The following is a 19,138-nucleotide window of genomic DNA, read 5'->3' on the forward strand; positions in this document are numbered from 1 at the left end:
TTATAAAACAACATTCCACAACTGATCAAAAGAAAAATTAAGCCTATGTTAGATTATTATCACGTTATTCCTGAAAGACTCCGGCGATGGGCCGGACGCCTATGGATGGCGCTGCTCCTGGTGTCGGTGACGGGCTATGCAAACGCGCAGCAGTCACGCATGATCACAGGGCGCGTCACAGACAGCACCACCCGCCAGCCGGTACCCGGGGTATCTGTTTCGCTCAAAGGAACCGGCATTGGCGCCGCCACCACTGCCGATGGTACATTCTCATTAAGCATACCTGCCGGCGGCAATCCCCTGCTGGTATTTTCTTCCATCGGTTATGCGCCGCGCGAGGTACCGGTTACGGATGCTGCACAATTGAACGTAGTACTTTCATCTGCCAGCAGCATTTTATCAGATGTTGTAGTGGTAGGCTACGGTACGCAAAAACGTACCAGCCTTACCGGCGCAGTAAGCGTGGTAACCGCCAAAGACCTGCAGGGAAAGCCCGTTACAAGCGCCGTACAGGCATTACAGGGCGCAGCGCCCAACCTAATCATTCAGCAGAATGCTACGGAACCCGGTGCAGCCATCAACATCAACGTGCGTGGTGTAAGCACCGTCAATAATTCCAGCCCGCTCATCCTGGTGGATGGTGTGCCCGGCTCGCTGGACCTGATCAATCCAAACGATATTGAAAGCATCAGCGTGCTGAAAGATGCTGCATCTTCCGCCATCTACGGTTCCCGTGCAGCCAACGGCGTTATACTGGTCACTACCAAAAGCGGCCGGCATAATAAAGTGCCGCGCGTTACGTACAACGGTTTCGCCGGTGCACAACAGCCTACCTTCCTTCTTAAACCGGTGAGCGGCGTAGAATACATGCAGCTGAAAAATGAAGCCCTGGTTAATTCCGGGCAAACAGCGCAGTTCTCCCCGGAGCAGATCCGCCAGCAAGGTTTAAAGGGTACGGAGAAATGGTGGATGGATGAAGTGATGAAAAAAGCGGCTTTACAGCATAACCATAATCTCGGCGTTACCGGCGCAGTAGGCAAAGTAGCTTACCTGGTATCCGGTGGTTACCTGGATCAGAACAGTCTTTACCGCGGTCCCGGCTACGGATACCAGCGTTATAACACACGCGCCAATCTTAGCACACAGCTGGGTAAGCTGAAGCTGGGTGGTAACTTTGCTTACGCCCGCCAGAATATCCGCGAGCATGCGTATTATTCAGACTGGCTGGTATCTACTGCCATCCGCATTCCAACCATCTATCCGATCAAAGACACTGCAGGCCATTATTTCCTGGCGCCAACGGCATCCAATAATCCGCTGGCACAGCTTGAACAGGGCGGCCGCAGGCTGTATAAGAACGACAGCTATAACTATATGGCCAATGCGGAATATGCCATCACCAGATATTTGTCGGCCAAGCTGGTATACGGCGCGGATATCCGTGAAAACAACATGGACGAGTTCCGCCGTTCCATTGATTATACACCGTACTCCGGCTCCGATAACCAGAGCGCAAGAACGGTGAACCACGCACGCAGTGTACAGGATAACTTCCAGGCGCTGCTGAACTACGGCCAGACCTTCAATAAGGTACATGAGGTAAAAGTGTTGCTGGGTTATGCTACAGAAGGCTGGAAGAACAAATATTACCAGACCCGCCGCCTGAACGTAGATAACAACACCGGTGATTCTATAGCCGGCACGCAAACGCTCACCGGCTTCAATGATACCTACGTTACCCGCGTTGATCAATGGGCGCTGAACTCTGCTTTCGGCAGGTTAAACTACGCATTCAATAACAAGTATTACTTCGAGTTCAACTTTCGTTATGATGCATCCAGCCGTTTTGCCAAAGGCAACCGGGGCGCATTTTTCCCATCCTTCTCCGCCGCATGGCGCATTACAGACGAGCCGTTCATGGCAGCGGTGAAAGAGCACGTTGGCGACCTGAAGCTCCGCGGCTCCTGGGGCCAGCTGGGCAACCAGCAGATCATTTCCAACTACGGTTACCTGAATATATACACTACGGTAAGCAATGGTTACGGTTTCAACAACATACCGGTATCCGGCAGCTCTTTTGCAGTGGGCAACCCGGTGATCACCTGGGAATCCGCCAATTCTGCGAACATCGGGTTTGACCTGTCTATGCTGAACAACCGGCTGACCATCAGCTACGATTACTTTCACAAGATCACAGACAACATTTTGCTGCAGCTGCCAGCGCCCGGCCTTTACGGCGCCACGCCGGCCTTCCAGAATGCAGGAAAGGTAAAGAACCAGGGCTTTGAGCTGGCAATAAACTATACCGCTAAAACAGGCAACTTCAATCATACCATTGGAGCCAACCTGGCAGATAACCTGAATGAGATCGTGGATTTCCGCGGCAGAACTACCATACAGGAAGGTGATGTTACCTACATCAACCGGGAAGGATTTCCCATCAGCTCCTACTTCGGATACCAGGCAAACGGATTCTATCAGAATCTTGATGATATCAAGAACAGTCCCAGGCCCACTTTTGCAAATGAGGTGAAACCCGGCGACATTAAGTATGTAGACAGGAATGAAGATGGCATCATCGACAACCGGGACCGTTTTGTTATGGGGAACCCGTTCCCCCGCTACACTTTCGGGTTCAACTACGGTGTTACCTGGAAAGGATTTGATGCCAGCATTTTTATACAGGGGGTTGGAAAACGTAACGTTTACATGCGTGGTGAAGGTGTAGAGGCATTTCACAATAACTGGGACGATGTATATTCCCAGCACCTTGACCGCTGGACACCCAATAACCCGGATGCATCCTACCCGCGCCTGACCATTGGCACCGCTTCCGTGAATAACAACGCCAACTCAACGTTCTGGCTGGCCAATGCCGCTTATGCAAGATTGAAGAACGCGCAGATCGGTTATACGTTACCGTATGATCTTACAAAGAAAGTGAAGATCGAGAAAGTGAGAATATACCTCACTGGCCAGAACCTGTTCACCGTTACCAGCATGACCAGCGGCTTTGATCCTGAGCTCACGGAGTTTAATAATACCCTTAACCTGAACCAGCTAAGCAGCGCCACCAGCGGACGCATTTACCCGGTACAGAAAGTATGGGCTATAGGGCTGGATGTTAACTTTTAACCACGTTTAAATGATCGAATTTATGAGGATAAGAAAGTATTTCTTAATAGTGACAGGTGGGCTGCTGCTGGTTGCTGCAGGCTGTAAAAAGCTTGACCTGGGCCCTTCTTACCAGGATACCGACCTTAGTTTCTGGCAAAAGCCGGAAGCGGCGGTGCAAACCCTTAACAACTGTTATGCAGGCATGTATTCAGACGATTACTTTTTCTTTAATGAAAGCCTGAGCGATAATGCCTTCTGCTCCAGTCCCGTTAACGGCGGCGCAGTGCAGAGCATTGCTGCCGGCGCGTATGATGGCCGTACCAACCGTGTAGCAGGAGAATGGGCTTTCCATTACGGCGGCATCCGCAACGTCAATAACCTGCTTGCGAATATAGATAAGGTGCCCGGCCTTGCTGCGGACCTGAAGGCCCGCTACCAGGCAGAAGCCCGTTTTATCCGTGCCTTCCACTACTTCCATCTTGTTAACTGGTATGGCAATGTACCATTGATAAAAGATGAGATCTCTTACGATGAAAGCTTCAACATAGGCCGCTCACCCAAAGCCGATGTAGTAAGCTATATACTCTCGGAGCTGGATGAAGTGACGGCCCTGCTGCCGCTGCGGTCAGCATATACAGAAGCAGACAAAGGCCGCATTACCAAAGGCGCCGCAGCAGCGCTTAAAGCCAAGCTGCTGCTGTATCAAAGCAGGTGGGCAGATGCCGCTGCCGTGCTGGAAGGCATACTGGGCGGCACTTATGGAACGTACACGTTGTACCCCTCCTTCTCCGGCATCTTTCAGCCTGAGAATGAGAACAACAGCGAAGTAATGCTTGACCTGGAATTTGTACCCGTACAAAGAACACAGTCTATGCAGCGCTTCTTTATTCCTTTTACAGAAGGTACACTCATCACAGGTATGGCGCCTTCGCAATCCCTGGTAGATGATTTCATTATGGCTAACGGCAAAGGCATCAACGAAACAGGTTCCGGCTACAATGAGAATACCCCCTTTGCGCAACGCGATCCCCGCCTGGAAGCTACCATCATACATGACGGATCTTCTTTTGTTACCAAACGAGGGGAAACCGTTACCATACGCACTGCGCCGGGTACGGGAGATAACGCTGTGGATAAAGCAGACGCCTCCCCAACCGGGTACTACTTCCGCAAGTACTACGACCGCACTGCAGACGGCAATAACAACTCCGGCCTGAATTTGATCCTGCTCCGCTATACAGATGTGCTGCTGATGTATGCAGAAGCCAAGGTCATGCTGAACCAGATGAATGAGGATGTATGGGACAAAACCATCAAAGCCATCCGCCAGCGTGCCGGCTTCACTGACCCTGCAGCGCTCAGCTACGCTAATTATGCAGCTATAGGCAATACCGCCATGATCAACATGGTGCGCCGGGAACGCAGAAGCGAAATGGCATTGGAAAGCGGCCGGATATTTGACATCCGCCGCTGGAAAACAGCAGAGACGGTGCTGAACGGCACCCTCTATGGCATGAAGGTAGGTACAAGCAACCTGGCTGTAAACCGCCGTGTGTTTGACGCCGGCAAACATTATCTCTGGCCTGTGCCGCAGGCGGATATTGAAATGAATAATAACCTGCTGCCGAACAACAGCGGCTGGTGATCATCCAACCTATATCAACAATTATCAAATCAACTATCATGACACGTACTTTAAAATTCAGGATATATACCATTTTCGCCGTACTGGCGGCCCTTGGCGCTTTCTCTTCCTGCGAAAAGGAAAAGGAGCTTAACAGCAACATCTCTACCGTAAAGGAACTGTATTACCCGGAGGTGGGCAGGTACTTCAAGCTGCAGCCTGCCACCAATGCGGTAGTGAATTTTGAATGGAGCGCCGCCAGGGCGGAAGATGGCAGCCTGGTGATGTATGAGGTAGCATTCGATACCATTGGCGGAGATTTTAAACGCCCGGTATACACAGTAGCTTCCAATGGCAACGGTGTGCAGAACTCCCTTTCACTTTCACACAAGGTGCTGAACAGCATTGCCAGCAAGGCAGGCATTCAGCCCGCTACCTCCGGATCGCTGCAATGGACGGTGATCGCCAGCAAAGGGCTTAATGAAAAACGCGCAGACTCTACGCGCACGATCGTGATCGAAAGGCCTTCAGGTTTCACTGAAATACCGGCCAACGTGTTCATTACAGGCGATGCTACGGAAGGTGGCACGGATCTCTCAAAAGCAACTGCCATGAAGCTGGGTGCGGATGGTATCTTCGAGATCTTCACACGCCTGAAGGCCGGCGCCTTCCATTTCGCAGACCGTAACAGCGGCACGCCTGTTACCTATTCTGTACAGGGTACCCGCCTCCAGGAAGGAGGTGAGAACCAGCAGGCCGCGGAAAAGCTTTACCGCATACGCCTGGACTTCGCAAACGCAGCTGCTGAAATGATAGAGATCACTGATGCCGGTGTTTTTGCATCCGCCTATAATAAAGTGATCGGCAAGCTTAGCTACACCGGCAACGGTACATGGACTGCGCAAAATGTTCCCATTGCCTATTATGATTTTGGCAGCTGGAAAGATGACCGTTTCAAGTTCCAGTTCACCACTGCAGATGCAGGCGGCACAGCCGGCACTATGTATTACGGCAGCGTAAACCAGTCTAACTCAACCCCGCCGGATGCCAATACGCCGGAAGCTTACTACCGCATAGTACCGGTGGATAATTCCCAATGGGATTACACCTACAAGTACCCCGGCGGTTCTGACGGCAAAGCCGGCGACTTTACCCTGAAACTGAATGCCCAGGGAGAATACTCCTATCAACTGACCGTGCATTGATTGCTGAATCATTAAAGAGAATCACATGAGATCTATCATTTTAAGTATAACGGCCGCAGCGCTCCTGCTTACAGGATGTTACAAACAGCGGGACGATGTGCCGGTGAAAGTGGGCAGAGATACCACTTCCACCACGCTCACCTACAAGCTGAAGGCACGCCAGGTCCTCGACGATATTTATAGAAGCTACGGCATCAGCGGTAGTGTGTACGTTAAAGAAAGCTTTCCGGTGCAGCCCGGAGACCCGAAGTATGCCTATCTATGGCCCTATTCAGCTATGTTCACCGGGGCTACGCTGTTAAAGCAGCTGGGATATACAGATGAAGTGGCGCAAGGTTATTACACCAGCACCGCCAGCGGCATGGAGGGTTATCTTGACGCCAGCCGGACACCCGCTGCCTATCAGTCCGTTCCCGTTAGCGAAGGCAGGGCTGACCGTTTTTATGACGATAACGCCATTACCGGGATAGACATGCTTGAAGCCTTTCACGTAACCGGTAATACGCAGCTGCTGCAGAAAGCAAAGCTGTGTTATACCTTCTGCGCTTCTGGCGAAAGCACGGAAGCTGGTGGCGGATTGTACTGGAACGAAGGGGTGCTTAATAACCCGGACCATCCTGATTACATTAAAGCCACCAACGTAACTGCATTGTCGGCCACACTGGCGCTGCAGCTTTACCAGCAGGAGAAAAGTGATGCATACCTGGCATCTGCCACACGCTGGTACAACTGGGTAAAACAAAAAATGCTGGACCCCGTTGACAAAGGTTTCTGGAATTCCATCCGGATCAAAGACGGCAGCATTAACTATGCAAAATGGGCATATAACTCCGGCGCCATGATCCAGAATGCAGCGCTGCTGTATAAGATCACCGGCGACGAAGCATACCTCACTGATGCAAAAACATGGGCGCAGGCTGCATACAACCTGTTCACCTATGAGGCGCCGGGCCTGGGACGGTTCTATGTTCAGCACGATCCCTGGTTTACGGCGGTACTGCTCAGGGGATACCTTGAGCTGCATGCAATAGACAAGAAAGCAGATTACATTAATACCCTTGTTGCGAATGTTGATTATGCATGGCAGCATGCAAGAATGCCGCAGACCAACCAGTTCTATGAAGACTGGACAGGATCTGACCTCGGCAGGTATCACTCACTGCTTACGCAGCTGGCTATGGTAGAGATCTATGCAAGAATATCGATCTGGAAGCATGAACAATAAATAGTGTGCATACCGCGGCGCAGGGCCGTGGTATGCATTTTAACAGATATTATGAAAAGGATCTTTTTCAGCCTGGTATTAGGCGGATGGACAATAACAGCAGCGGCGCAGCAGCTGCAGCCCGCGCAGGAATATGAGCGCAGGGCAGCAGAAATGTTCCACCGGGTATGGACCTTGTACCGTGTACCGCAACACGGCCTGTTTTCAGAGTATTTTCCGCAGCAACATAAGGATTCACTCACTTATATGCAGGATGGAAATGTGCAATCAAAAGAGGTGAGCTATCTGTGGCCGCTCAGCGGTGTGGCTTCCTCCGCCAATATCATGGTACGTATGCGTGGCCGGAAGGCCGCTTACCTTCCTTATGTAGATTCGGCCATGCAGGCCATGTATCAATACCGCGATACATCCCGCACACCGGCCGGTTACCAGGCTTACCCCGCAAAGTTTGAAAAGGTGGACCGCTATTATGACGACAATGGCCTGGTAGCAATAGACTACGCCGAAGCCTATACCAATACCGGCAATCCCCTGTACCTGGCCCGCGCAAAAGAAGTGTTCACCTTCATTATGAGTGGCTGGACAAATGTGCTTGATGGCGGCGTTACCTGGCTGGAAGGCCACCATGATCAGAAACCTGCCTGCAGCAATGGCATGGCTACACTGGCTGCGCTGAAAATTTACGGGATCACGAAAGAGCCTTATTACCTGCAGCAGGGCATCCGTTTTTATGAGTGGATGAACCAGCGCCTGCGCGATTCCACCGGGCTGTATGTGAATGATATTAAAACCGTTACCGCCGCCATCAACCCGGTGTATTACACCTATAACTCCGGTTCCATGCTGGAAGCGGCCATGCTATTATATCATTTTACGAAAGAGCAAAAGTATTACCGGGATGCCAGACAAACTGCGGCAGCTGCCTTCACTTACTTCGGCCGGCCCGAGAAAGGCCTGCGCAGTGAGTTCTGCGATCTGCCCTGGTTTGCCACGGTACTGTTCCGCGGATATGTGGCGCTTTATGAGGCGGATAAGGATCCGCAATATTTGAAAGCAATGATCGCAAGGATAGACCATGCCTGGGATAACCGTGACGGCAATGGCCTGCTTAACCATAACTGGGCAGATGCGCGTGATACCGCCGGCAAGCCGAAATGGCTGCTGGATGAAGCCTGCATTGCAGAATTATATGCCCGTATAGCGCTCCTGGATTTAAGATAGTATTTATGTCACAAACAATCAGCAACACATCACAAACCGCTGCCGGATCAAATGTTTTACGGCTGGCGCCTATTCTCTTTGGGTTCTTTATCGTTGGATTTGCAGACGTAGTGGGCATTGCCACCAGCTATGTAAAAAAGGATTTTCACCTGTCGGATACGTTGTCGAACATGCTGCCTATGGCGGTTTTTCTCTGGTTCCTGATCTTTTCCGTGCCCACCGGCATGCTGATGAACAGGATCGGGAGAAAGCGCACAGTGCAGCTTAGCATGGTGATAACGGGCGCCGGGTTGCTGGTACCCATGCTGTCATACAGCCTGCCGGTGATACTGGCAGCCTTTGCCCTCATTGGCACAGGCAATACGCTCATGCAGGTTTCCCTCAACCCTTTGCTTACGGATGTAGAAGGTAAGGACCGGCTTACGAGCAGCTTAACGGCCGGGCAGTTCATCAAAGCAATATCCTCTTTCCTGGGCCCTGTTATAGCCGCTTTTGCCGTTGCGCGGTTCCATCAGTGGCAATGGCTGTTCCCTGTGTATGCCTGTATTACCCTGCTTTCTTTCCTGTGGCTGAGTGTTACACCTGTATATGAGAACAGCCGTAAAGAAACTACTTCCACCATCATGAAATGTTTTGCGCTGCTGGGAGATGTAAAAATATTCCTTTACTTCCTGGGCATACTTACGCTGGTGGGTATTGATGTGGGCCTGAATGTTTCAGCACCCAAGATCCTGATGGAAAGAACAGGAATAGCCTTAGAGCAGGCGGGTTATATAGCCAGCATATACTTTGTGTTCAAAACGGCAGGCGCCTTCCTGGGGGCCCTACTGCTGGCTAAATGGCCGGCCCGTCTTTTCTACCGTATTTCTGCTTTTGCGGCCGTTGCTGCAATGGTGGTGCTGCTGTTTGCAGCAAATGCAGGCCTGATCTATGCGGGGGTTGCGCTGGCCGGTTTTGCCTGTGCAAACATCTTTTCCATATTATTCTCTTTTGCGCTGCAGCGCATGCCTGACCGCTCCAACGAAGTTTCCGGCCTGCTGATCATGGGGGTTTCCGGCGGAGCTATCTTCCCCTTCCTGATGGGCATAACATCCGATGCCGCAGGGGGGCAGTGGGGCGCGGTAGTGGTATTACTGCTATGCTGCCTGTACCACTGGTGGCTGGCCACAAAAGAGCGCGGCTGATTTTCCGGGACGTAAAAATGCCCGGTAGTCAGCCGTCTGAAACAGCTTACTACACGGGATTAGGCAGGTGCTGCTAATTGTAATGCCCCATGGCCTGGAATACCTTCCCCTCCTCATTGAACACAAAAAATTCCGCCGCTTTCTTTCCCTTCACACTGGTGTAATAAATGATCACTGTATTCATGCAGGATAAAACTTCGTGCAGGTCGAAATGAAGATCAGGATAGTTCACCATAGCCTTTTCCCAGTAATTCCGCACGTTTGCCTTTCCTTTCAGGCGGCCATCCGGGCTGATGCCCATCTGTTGTATAAAGGGGCTGCTCATTTCAAAGTCTTCCGTATAATGTGCGAGTACTGCATCCAGGTCGTGCGCGTTCCATGCAGCTACCCATTCGTCCGCAAAATGCAGGGCTTGTTCACGTGAGATCATATTCTTTTTTTTAATAAAGGTAGGTCGCAGGAATATGAAGGAATAAGACAAAAAGGTCAAATTGCTGCCTGCCCCGGTGTATGGCCAAAGGCCTGTTTGTACCTGCGGATAAAGTAAGATACATCCTCAAACCCGCTGTTATAGCAGGCTTCCTTCACGGATAAACGCTTGTGCTGCAGCAGGTATTTTGCCTGCTGTAAACGTTTTTCGATCATCCATTGACCGGGACTGCAGCCTACTTCCTTTTTGAACCACCGTTTAAAGGTGCTCAGACTCATGTTATGCATGCCGGCGTAATATTGCAGCTGCATACGGTCTGCAATGTGGCAGGCCATAGGACTGAGCAAGGTATCTGCATCGCCCAGCAACAGGTTCAGGCTTACGAAAGGTTCCCGCTTCACGCGGATGTCAGAATATAAAATGGAATTTTTCGGAACCAAAAGCGTATCACCGGCTTTCATATCATAACACTCACCGTTAAGGAAAATCACTTTCCGCCCTTCGCGTACATACGTAAGCGTGGTATAAGGTATGAAGAACGCATCTTCGGATGAGCGGCGGTACTGGCAGAATGCCATTTTCATGGCGCCATCTGCATACAGCAGCTCTACTTTTGCCTTGTGCTGGTTGAAATTTTCATACAGCCGGATCATAGGCTCCAAATTACAAAGTCTAGGTGGTTTTCTATGCTCCGGCCTATATTTATTTAAAAAGCTGAAGTTAATGGGTGATCACATCCAGCTCAGCATAACCCGCCGCATCGTTCTGCTGGGTATTGCGTAATGCACGCAGCCTGATATAACGGGCTTTTACCGGCTTAAATTCCTTTATCTGCCACAATGGATTATTCTTAATATTGGAAAACTCTCCTTCATCTGCTATCTTCCATTCTTTGTTATCTTCTGATACATAGAACTGGTAGTGCGTAATAATCCCATCGGTGCGGCCCTGGCCTGGCAGGTATCTGAAACCGGATACATTCTCCGTCTTACCCATATCAATATCAAGATCTGCCGGCAGTTTTGTATCATGTTCCTGGTACCAGGCTGTTGCAGGGTCTCCGTCTATCACACGGTTAACTTTTTCGTCATTAATACCTGATATTTTCCAGTCCTTCCTGGATATGTCAAATTTCTCTTCTGCTACGGCGCTGCTCTTTTTCGATATGGGGTCATAAACAATGGCCTTTACATTCACTTTTCCATCCGTTTGTACAGGGGCTTCGTACCGCTTTGCATCCATTGTGGGCTGACTGCCATCCAGGGTATAATAAATAACAGATCCCTTATCAGCGGGCCTGATATATACCGTCCCGGATTGATCCCTGATAATTTCAGGTGCTATAAGAATAGGCGGTGCATTATAAACCCCTATATTGGATATAAGCGGGCAGCTTTTTGCAGCTGTAATGGTAAAACGTAGCTGCGTAGCAGTTACAGCCGGGAAAAGCAGGATACGTTTGTAACCAATAGTAGTTCCATTCGCCAGCTCCTTCCAGCTGCCGTTTACCAATCCCTCGACCTTAAAAGCTTTTACCCGCTGGCCTAAGCGTATATATTCCTGGGCAAGAAAACGGTTAAAAGTAGTGGGTTTGCTGAAGTCTATAGTCAGTGATGCGTTTGTTATTGCATCATCGGTTGCCCAATAGGTGTTCTTATTTCCGTCCACTGCCATGCCTGCGCTGAATGTTTTTGCGTTACCGCGCACATTTGAAGCGCTCACTTTTTTCTTTTCAGCAAGGTTCACTGCAAATGCTTCCTTTACGGCTTTTGCCAGCGCCAGCGCCGCCTTCTCATCGGTTTCATGGATCAGGCCTCTCCTGTCTACAGGAAAGTTCAGCAGCAGGGCGCCGTTACGTCCAAAAGAGCTGTAGTAGGTATTCAGCAGATCGGGCAGGGATTTTACGCGGCTGTCTTCATAGGCATGATAGAACCATCCGGGACGGATGGAGGTATTCACCTCAGCCGGTACCCAGGAATCACCGTTCTCCACTCCATGATGCAACATATCATACGGTACTTCTCCGGTAGCATTCAGCAGGCTCCAGTTCGTTTCCCCAACATAACCACCCTCTGTGCCTACCCAGCGCAGGTCACCGCGATCGCCACCGTCGTTCCATATAACGATCTTTGGCTGCAGCTGGCGTATGAGCTTATAAGTGTTCTTCCAGTCATAATAGGTGGTCCGGTCTATTTTGCGGGTTTCCCTGGCGCCACCGTAATAGCCTGAACCACCATTAGCTCCGTCAAACCATATTTCAAAAATATCACCATAGTTTGTAAGCAGCTCTTTCAGCTGGTTCCTGAAGTAAGTGATGTATTCCGGTGTTCCGTACACCGCGCTGTTCCGGTCCCAGGGCGACAAATAAATACCCAGCTTCAGGCCGTATTCCTTACACGCATTTGCCAGGTCACGAACAATATCCCCTTTGCCACCGCGCCAGGAAGAATTTTTAACAGAATATTCAGTATACTTTGATGGCCATAAACAAAATCCTGAATGATGCTTGGCTGTAAGAATAATACCCTTCATACCCGCTTCTTTACAAACACGGGCCCATTGACGGCAATCCAGGTTAACCGGGTTAAAGATCTTAGGATCGTCTTCACCGTATCCCCATTCCTGGTCTGTAAAAGTATTGGTAGATAAATGGATGAATGCGTAATATTCCATTTCCTGCCATCTCATCTGGTTTTCAGAGGGAACCGGGCCGCAGGGAGCGGGCGCCCTGGTTTGAGCATAACCACTTACTGCCAAACATCCTATTACCGTTATTACCTTACAAATTTTCCGAAACATCACACTATGGGTTTATTATTCTTCAGCTCAATGTATTAATTTTTTCTAATCCACCTTAATGAAATTCAGAAAGTAAACATCGTTCTCCCAGATCGCCAGCTCCTTTGAAAAAGGGGTCCCGTCTTTCACTTTTATGATCTCTTTTGAAACCGGCGTGCCGTCATTCTGCGATTTAATCTGCTCCACCTGCTGCCTGCTAAGCTGTGCGGGTTTCCCCAGGGAGAGATAAGTGGAATAAGCATCGTTGCAGCGATAACCTGCTTTATATACTTCAAGCGCATATGTTCCGGCAGGTACGTTTGCAATATTGATCTTCAATTTCCCTTTGGGTTTTGAAGGAAGATCGCGGATATAATATTGCTGATTGTGCACGGAATCTCCCGGATGCGTATTGGTAAAATCCCAGGCCAGCACCTGTATATTTCCGGTTGAATCCCTGCACACCCATGAAGTGGAATCTGTATTTGCCAATTCAATATTTCCCAGCCGGTTCATAAACTGGTAGGCATAGAATACCGGTTTGTTAATGCCTTGTATGGTCAGCATGCCAAATCCTCCATGAAAAGGTGTAAAGCGTGGCCCGGGCTCTTCAAAAATATCGGTAAATACCCAGTACGACATTGAGTTGGCAGCCTTACCAACCTGTTTCAGCTTTTGCAGTACATATGCTGCTTCATGATAGCTGTCATGAATAGGATCAGCCGGGGTATAGGATGCGCTCCATTCGGTGTAATGGAGCTCCAGATCAGGCATTGCTGAACCGGCAATTTCTTTTCGTGACTGCAGCACATCACCGCTCACACTCATGGGATTTTTATCGAGCACGGTACCTGAATTGCCAAATTCATCGAGATATCCCTGCTTTACACCATAGGCATGGGTGCTTATAAAATCTATGGGTACATTATTCTTCTGGCAGTATGCAATCATTTCGGTTTCCCAGGCAGCTCCGGCAGTTCCCGGCCCTCCAACGCGATAAGATGAATTAACGCTTTTAATAGCTTTAGCGCTATAGGTGTATAATTTAAAGTAGTCATCCTGCGTCCCTGCCCAGAAACCATCCAGGTTAGGCTCATTCCAAACTTCAAAATACCAGGTCTTTACTTCGCTGGCGCCGTAACGTTCTGTAAAATGCCGGGTAAGATCCTTCACCAATGCACCCCACTTTTCGTAATCCTTCGGAGGCGTTACATTCCCCCGCCACCAGAAGATCGTTTTGGATCCACTGGCCAGCGCTGAAGGCATAAAGCCCAGCTCAACAAAGGGTTTCATGCCAATGCTTTGTAAAAAATCAACTAAAGCATCAATGTACATATAGTTGTAAACCGGGTTACCTTTACTATCCTCTGTATATACAGCCATGTCGTCTGTTAACAGTCCATGCATGCGGATGTACCTGAAACCGCATTCTTTTCTTACATATGCAAGCTGCTGCTGCCAGTCGGCCCGCAGCCCTTCGTTGGCGCGGCCTGCGCCCACACACTCATTAAACATGGTGCTGAACTTTCCCGCTGTTTTGTTGAAATCAATATTGATTGCCCGTTCCTGCGCGGCCGTTCCGCTGCGCTTTGCCGTTTGCGCAACCAGTGTTCCTGAAATGGAAGCAAACAGGGTCGTTAACAGTATTAGATTCTTTTTCATTCTTAAAGCCTTTTATCTTTCTTATAACTATTCAGTCCATACCAGCACTCCACCGGGTTGCAATATTTTCTCACCTACCATAATGTTAGCTGTTGCAGGCATGTTCATGGTATAATTATCCGAGGAATAATTTACCGCTACATAAAAACCATCCCGCCAGTAAACATATATGCCGGGCGGATAATTCTCGGTGGTAGCCCCTGCACCGGTATAAATGCCGTGCAGCACGTCCTGTTCCAGCTTTGAATCATCAGTATCCACGCCGATATAGGTTATAGAGCCTTTACCAACCTTATGTTTTACTACCGCTGCTTTTCCTTTATAGAACTGGTTATCGAATACAGCAAGTGTTTCCGTATTCTTATCCGGCGCCAGCAGATCGGCCCAGTTATTCCAGCTGTAATGGGCTGATCCCATAAGGATCTCTCCTTTGCCGCTATTTGAAAGCATATCGGTTGCTTTTACCTGCGCCCCTATAAGGGTGGATATGGGAGCAGCCCATTCCGCCTCCCAGAAATGGCCCATGCGATCCTTGGTTGCGGTACGGCAGGTAATGATCAAATGCCCTCCGTTAGCCGCATATTCACTCCATTTTTTTACCAAAGCACTGTCGGCCATTTCGTAGGCCGGTACAATCACAAACCTGTATTTAGACAGGTCGGCAGTTTCCGGGATCACATCTACCGGCGCGCCGAATGATTTTGCTATTTCAAGGAATTTAATTGGGTAGTTCCAGGTATCCCATTGCCAGGTTTGTTTTTGCCGGTCAATAGTCCAGTAATTTTCCAGGTTCCAGAGGATGGCTGTTGACCGTGCAGCCAGTGTTGCCGGCATGGTAGCACCCGGCTTATATTGTTTGCGCAGCGCTTTTATTTCTTTCATGAATTGCATATACTCCTCACCACCGGGTGAAGGGGTTACACCATCCGGCAGTATTACGCCGGCATGGTATTGCTCTGCACTATAATTGATCTGGCGGAACCGGTAAGAAGAGGCCAGCTTTCCACCTGCAGCAAAAGTGTGGTACAGCCACATACGTACGGTGCCTGGCAAAAGCAGCGGGTTGTAGCTGCCCCAGTTCACCGGCCCGGGTTGAATTTCCATTACGCCGGATACGCCGCCTACGTTTTTATAATATTCAGCGGCAAAGAGGATCACCTTACTATTTCCCAAACGAAAACCCAGCTCCCCGATATTATTGGTACCGCCATTCGGATAGGCGGTATAAGTTGCAAAATCAAGCTTATTCGTCCGCCGCGGATCAGCGCCGGTGGATACTGCTGTATAATTGGTGGTTATAAACTGCTCCTTAGAAATGTAGCTCCGCAATGTTGCAGCCTGAAAATCCAGGAACTCCGCCTGGGCATCTGCCGAGTACCTTTTAAAATCAAGCAAGGCATGGGGATTATTGCCCCACCAGCCTACCAGGTTGGTATTGGGAATAATAACCTGGTCAAAACTATCGTACCACTGGCTCCAGAAAGCAGCGCCCCAGGCAGCATTCAATGCCTCAATGGTTTTGTATTTGTTCCTGAGCCATTGCCGGAAGGCTTCCTGCGAAGATGGGCTATAGTCAGGTTTGGCATCCGGCTCGTTATCCAGCTGCCAGCCGATCACATTTTTATGCTGCCCATAGCGTTTAGCCATTTCTGTTACAATGGCTGCTACAAACCGCCGGTAGGCAGGATTAACGATTGACCCTAACCCGCGTGTGCCATGCTCAGCGCGGATATAATGGCCATCCATTACAAAAGTTTCAGGATACTTCACCCTCATCCATGCCGGCGTGGCTGCAGAAGGTGTGCACATCATCACTTTCAGGTTGTATTTAGCGCAGAGCGCCATTACTTTATCCAGCCAGTCAAATTCAAATTTCCCTTCTTCGGGTTCCATTTTAAACCAGGCAAACTCCGCCAGGTGTACAAACTCATAACCCATACCGGCAATCTTCTTTATATCCCGTTCCCATTGATTTTCGTTCCAATGCTCAGGATAGTAATAGATACCGGTTGTAATGAGATCTTTTTCAGGAAAAAAGCGGTTGCCTCCCTGCGCAGCTGCGTTCAGTCCTGAGATCAAAAGGGTTATGATAATGGGTATTGCGTATTTATTCATCTGAAGATCTTTTATGTGTTATTCAGTGCCTGCCGTAATGGTATTTGCTTTAATGCTGATAGTGCTTTCCGGCAAACCGGGTGAGCTAACCATAAGCTTAATATCCCCGGCGTGCAGAGTGCTTCTGATCACAGCCAATGCCCTTCCATGCCATGCTTTACGGGTATCGCCTACATAGGGATCCGTATCTTTAATATCAGCATTGGCTATTCCTGCAACAACTGCCGGCCCATCTATTTTGAAATGCAAACGGTTTGCGGCATTGGGCTGAAATACTCCGTCCCTGTCCGTTATTTCGATGGTAACATATACCAGGTCCTCCCCGTTTGCCAGCATTTCTTTCCGGTCGGCAGTCAGCTTTATTGTTGCTGCAATACCGGCCGTTTGGAGCATGGCCGATCCAACTTCCTTATTACTTTCCACACCAACTGCTTTCAGTATACCTGGTGAATAAGGCACAGAGAATGTTGCCTTAAACTGCTGTTCAGCGGTGGTTGCCTGTTCATCAATAAGCTTGTTGTTGAGGTAAAGCCGGACCTTGGGATATTTGGAATAAACTTCCACCTGCACCTTCCTGCCCTCAGCTCCGGGCCATGTCCAGCTTTCCCAGGTTGGCCATACGGACCACCAGGTTTCTTTGATGTCAATGGGTTCCGGAGCCGGCTCCCGGACAGCCATGTAGAGCTTTTCATCATTATTATACAACATGCTTCTATAATGCGATATGGGTTTTCTCCATCCAACCAGATCTATATCACCACAATATGCAGCATGCCAGGGGAAAAGATCATGCTCCCAATGTTCGCCGGGAACATCGCCGGAGTAGTACCAGCGGCCAATTCCCGATTCGCCCAGGTAATCAATGGCTGTCCACACAAAATCTCCGATAACATAACTGTTATCCTGTACCAGCTTCCAGTTTGTAAAGGCATCTTTCGGATAAGATTCTGTTTGAACGATCATACGTGAAGGAGCCCGTTGATGGTCTGAGGGTGCAGCAAACAGGTGATAATTATAACCGGCAACATCGTGTACTGCCATTAGCGGATCAAACACTGTCCAATCCTTACCATTTTCTACAATAGCCGATGTAACGGGGCGGGTACTATCTATTTTCTTTATAGCATCTGCAAGCATTTTAGCGGTATTTACAGCTTCGGGCTCACTTCTCTCCGGTATCTCATTACCTATACTCCACATTATAACAGCAGGATGATTACGGTCGCGCAGCACCATTGATCCAAGATCACGGCTCCACCACTTATCAAAATACATGGCGTAATCATATTTCGTTTTTCCTTTTCTCCAGCAATCAAACGCTTCATCCATCACCAGCATACCTAATTTATCGCAGGCATTTAAAAAAGCTTCAGAAGGAGGATTATGGGAAGTTCTTACCGCATTGAACCCGGCGGCCTTCAGCTGCTCCACCTTGCGTTCCTCTGCACGGTCAAAAGCGGCAGCGCCCAGGCAACCATTATCATGATGGGCACAGCCGCCATTTATTTTCACTGTTTTGCCGTTAAGCTGAAAACCATTTACGGCAGTAAATTTTATGGAACGGATACCAAAAGCGGTTTGGGTATCATCCACTACCTTTTTATCCTGTAACACCTGGATCTGCGCCTGGTATAAATTGGGAGACTCTAGTGACCAAAGCAAAGGGTTTGATACCTGTATGGTTTGTGTAATTTCCTTTTCACTATTGGCGGGTAGCTCCACCTTCACCTGGTCAGCACCTGCATTTTTGGAATTTTTATTCCAGAGAAGGGCTTTAAGTACAATGCTTTGGCTTACAGGTGTTTCATTTTTCATCCGCGTTGTTACCTGAACAGCTGCCTTTTGGGAAGTAACATTGGGAATTGAAATTGCTACACCCCATTGCGCCACATGCACAGGGCCCGTAACCATCATCCAAACATGGCGATAGATCCCGGAGCCGCTATACCAGCGGCTGTTCATCTGCTGAGAATTATCTACCCTTACTGCTATAACATTCTCCTGTCCAAACTCCAAAAAAGGGGAAAGGTCATAACTAAACGAAGAATAGCCGTATGGGTAAATACCAAGGGATCTCCCATTGATAAAAACCTCGGAGTTCATGTAAACACCCTCGAAATAAATGGAGATATGTTTGCCCTTCCATTCCCCCGGAACCTGAAAGGTTTTCCGGTACCAGCCTACACCTGCTGGGAAGTATCCGCCTCCACCTCCTGTTGGATTTTTGGGACTTATGTTTCCTTCTATGCTCCAGTCATGTGGTAAATTGAGATCACGCCAACCTTCATCCCTGAAGTCTTTTGACCTGGCTTCAGGTACATCGCCTAAAAAGAATTTCCAGCTATCATCAAATAATTGCTTCCGCGCAATGCCTGCGGGCGTTTCATTTCCTGCTTCCGGCAAATCGATCCGGGCGTAACATAACGGCTGGTAAAAAAACGCTGCAATCAATGCAGCTACTAATCCCCTGTACTTTTTCATGTGTTGAACCTTAAGCGCTGGCTTCACTTTCCATGTCTGTATTTAAGAAAATGTATAAGGGATGCACTAACGCTCATCCCTTATACATACAAGTCA

The 19,138-nt window shown here is 49.1% G+C and carries 12 protein-coding genes; 6 read left to right on the forward strand and 6 right to left on the reverse strand.

Going from position 1 to position 19,138, the window contains the following annotated elements; genetic code table 11:
* Positions 1 to 45 precede the first annotated feature (45 nt).
* From BMZ54_RS27975 to BMZ54_RS28000, 6 genes are read left to right on the forward strand one after another with little or no spacing between them, the layout of a single operon-like run.
* Positions 46 to 3,135: a SusC/RagA family TonB-linked outer membrane protein gene (locus BMZ54_RS27975; protein ID WP_089919763.1), complete on the forward strand. Its 3,090-nt coding sequence runs from the start codon at positions 46 to 48 to the stop codon at positions 3,133 to 3,135.
* 22 nt (positions 3,136 to 3,157) lie between these two features.
* Positions 3,158 to 4,762 carry a RagB/SusD family nutrient uptake outer membrane protein gene (locus BMZ54_RS27980; RefSeq protein WP_162277689.1) on the forward strand — a complete coding sequence of 535 codons (1,605 nt, stop codon included), beginning with the start codon at positions 3,158 to 3,160 and terminating at the stop codon, positions 4,760 to 4,762.
* A gap of 38 nt (positions 4,763 to 4,800) precedes the next feature.
* Positions 4,801 to 5,946: a SusE domain-containing protein gene (locus BMZ54_RS27985; RefSeq protein WP_089919766.1), complete on the forward strand. Its 1,146-nt coding sequence runs from the start codon at positions 4,801 to 4,803 to the stop codon at positions 5,944 to 5,946.
* A gap of 25 nt (positions 5,947 to 5,971) precedes the next feature.
* Entirely contained in the window at positions 5,972 to 7,171 is a 1,200-nt protein-coding gene (locus tag BMZ54_RS27990) for a glycoside hydrolase family 76 protein (RefSeq protein ID WP_089919768.1), read from the forward strand.
* Between the two features lie 51 nt (positions 7,172 to 7,222).
* Positions 7,223 to 8,392, forward strand: a complete 1,170-nt coding sequence (locus BMZ54_RS27995) for a glycoside hydrolase family 76 protein (protein WP_089919771.1) — start codon at positions 7,223 to 7,225, stop codon at positions 8,390 to 8,392.
* Between the two features lie 5 nt (positions 8,393 to 8,397).
* A complete protein-coding gene (locus tag BMZ54_RS28000) occupies positions 8,398 to 9,576 on the forward strand; it encodes an MFS transporter (protein WP_089919773.1) in 1,179 nt (392 codons plus the stop codon).
* A gap of 73 nt (positions 9,577 to 9,649) precedes the next feature.
* Here the strand turns inward: BMZ54_RS28000 and BMZ54_RS28005 are convergent, their stop codons facing one another.
* The 6 genes from BMZ54_RS28005 to BMZ54_RS28030 form a co-directional block, all read right to left on the reverse strand.
* A complete protein-coding gene (locus BMZ54_RS28005; protein WP_089919774.1) occupies positions 9,650 to 10,006 on the reverse strand; it encodes a nuclear transport factor 2 family protein in 357 nt (118 codons plus the stop codon).
* A gap of 56 nt (positions 10,007 to 10,062) precedes the next feature.
* Positions 10,063 to 10,659, reverse strand: a complete 597-nt coding sequence (locus BMZ54_RS28010) for an AraC family transcriptional regulator (RefSeq protein WP_089919776.1) — start codon at positions 10,657 to 10,659, stop codon at positions 10,063 to 10,065.
* Between the two features lie 67 nt (positions 10,660 to 10,726).
* On the reverse strand, positions 10,727 to 12,805 hold the full coding sequence (locus BMZ54_RS28015; RefSeq protein ID WP_089919778.1) for a discoidin domain-containing protein: 2,079 nt from the start codon (positions 12,803 to 12,805) through the stop codon (positions 10,727 to 10,729).
* A gap of 45 nt (positions 12,806 to 12,850) precedes the next feature.
* Positions 12,851 to 14,446 carry a GH39 family glycosyl hydrolase gene (locus BMZ54_RS28020; RefSeq protein WP_089919779.1) on the reverse strand — a complete coding sequence of 532 codons (1,596 nt, stop codon included), beginning with the start codon at positions 14,444 to 14,446 and terminating at the stop codon, positions 12,851 to 12,853.
* A 27-nt stretch (positions 14,447 to 14,473) separates the two neighbouring features.
* Positions 14,474 to 16,561, reverse strand: a complete 2,088-nt coding sequence (locus BMZ54_RS28025; RefSeq protein ID WP_089919782.1) for a beta-galactosidase — start codon at positions 16,559 to 16,561, stop codon at positions 14,474 to 14,476.
* Between the two features lie 18 nt (positions 16,562 to 16,579).
* Positions 16,580 to 19,042, reverse strand: coding sequence for a glycoside hydrolase family 2 TIM barrel-domain containing protein (locus BMZ54_RS28030; protein ID WP_089919784.1), 2,463 nt, complete (start codon positions 19,040 to 19,042; stop codon positions 16,580 to 16,582).
* Between the last annotated feature and the right edge of the window lie 96 nt (positions 19,043 to 19,138).

The sequence above is a fragment of the Chitinophaga rupis genome (assembly GCF_900109685.1).
GTDB lineage: Bacteria > Bacteroidota > Bacteroidia > Chitinophagales > Chitinophagaceae > Chitinophaga > Chitinophaga rupis.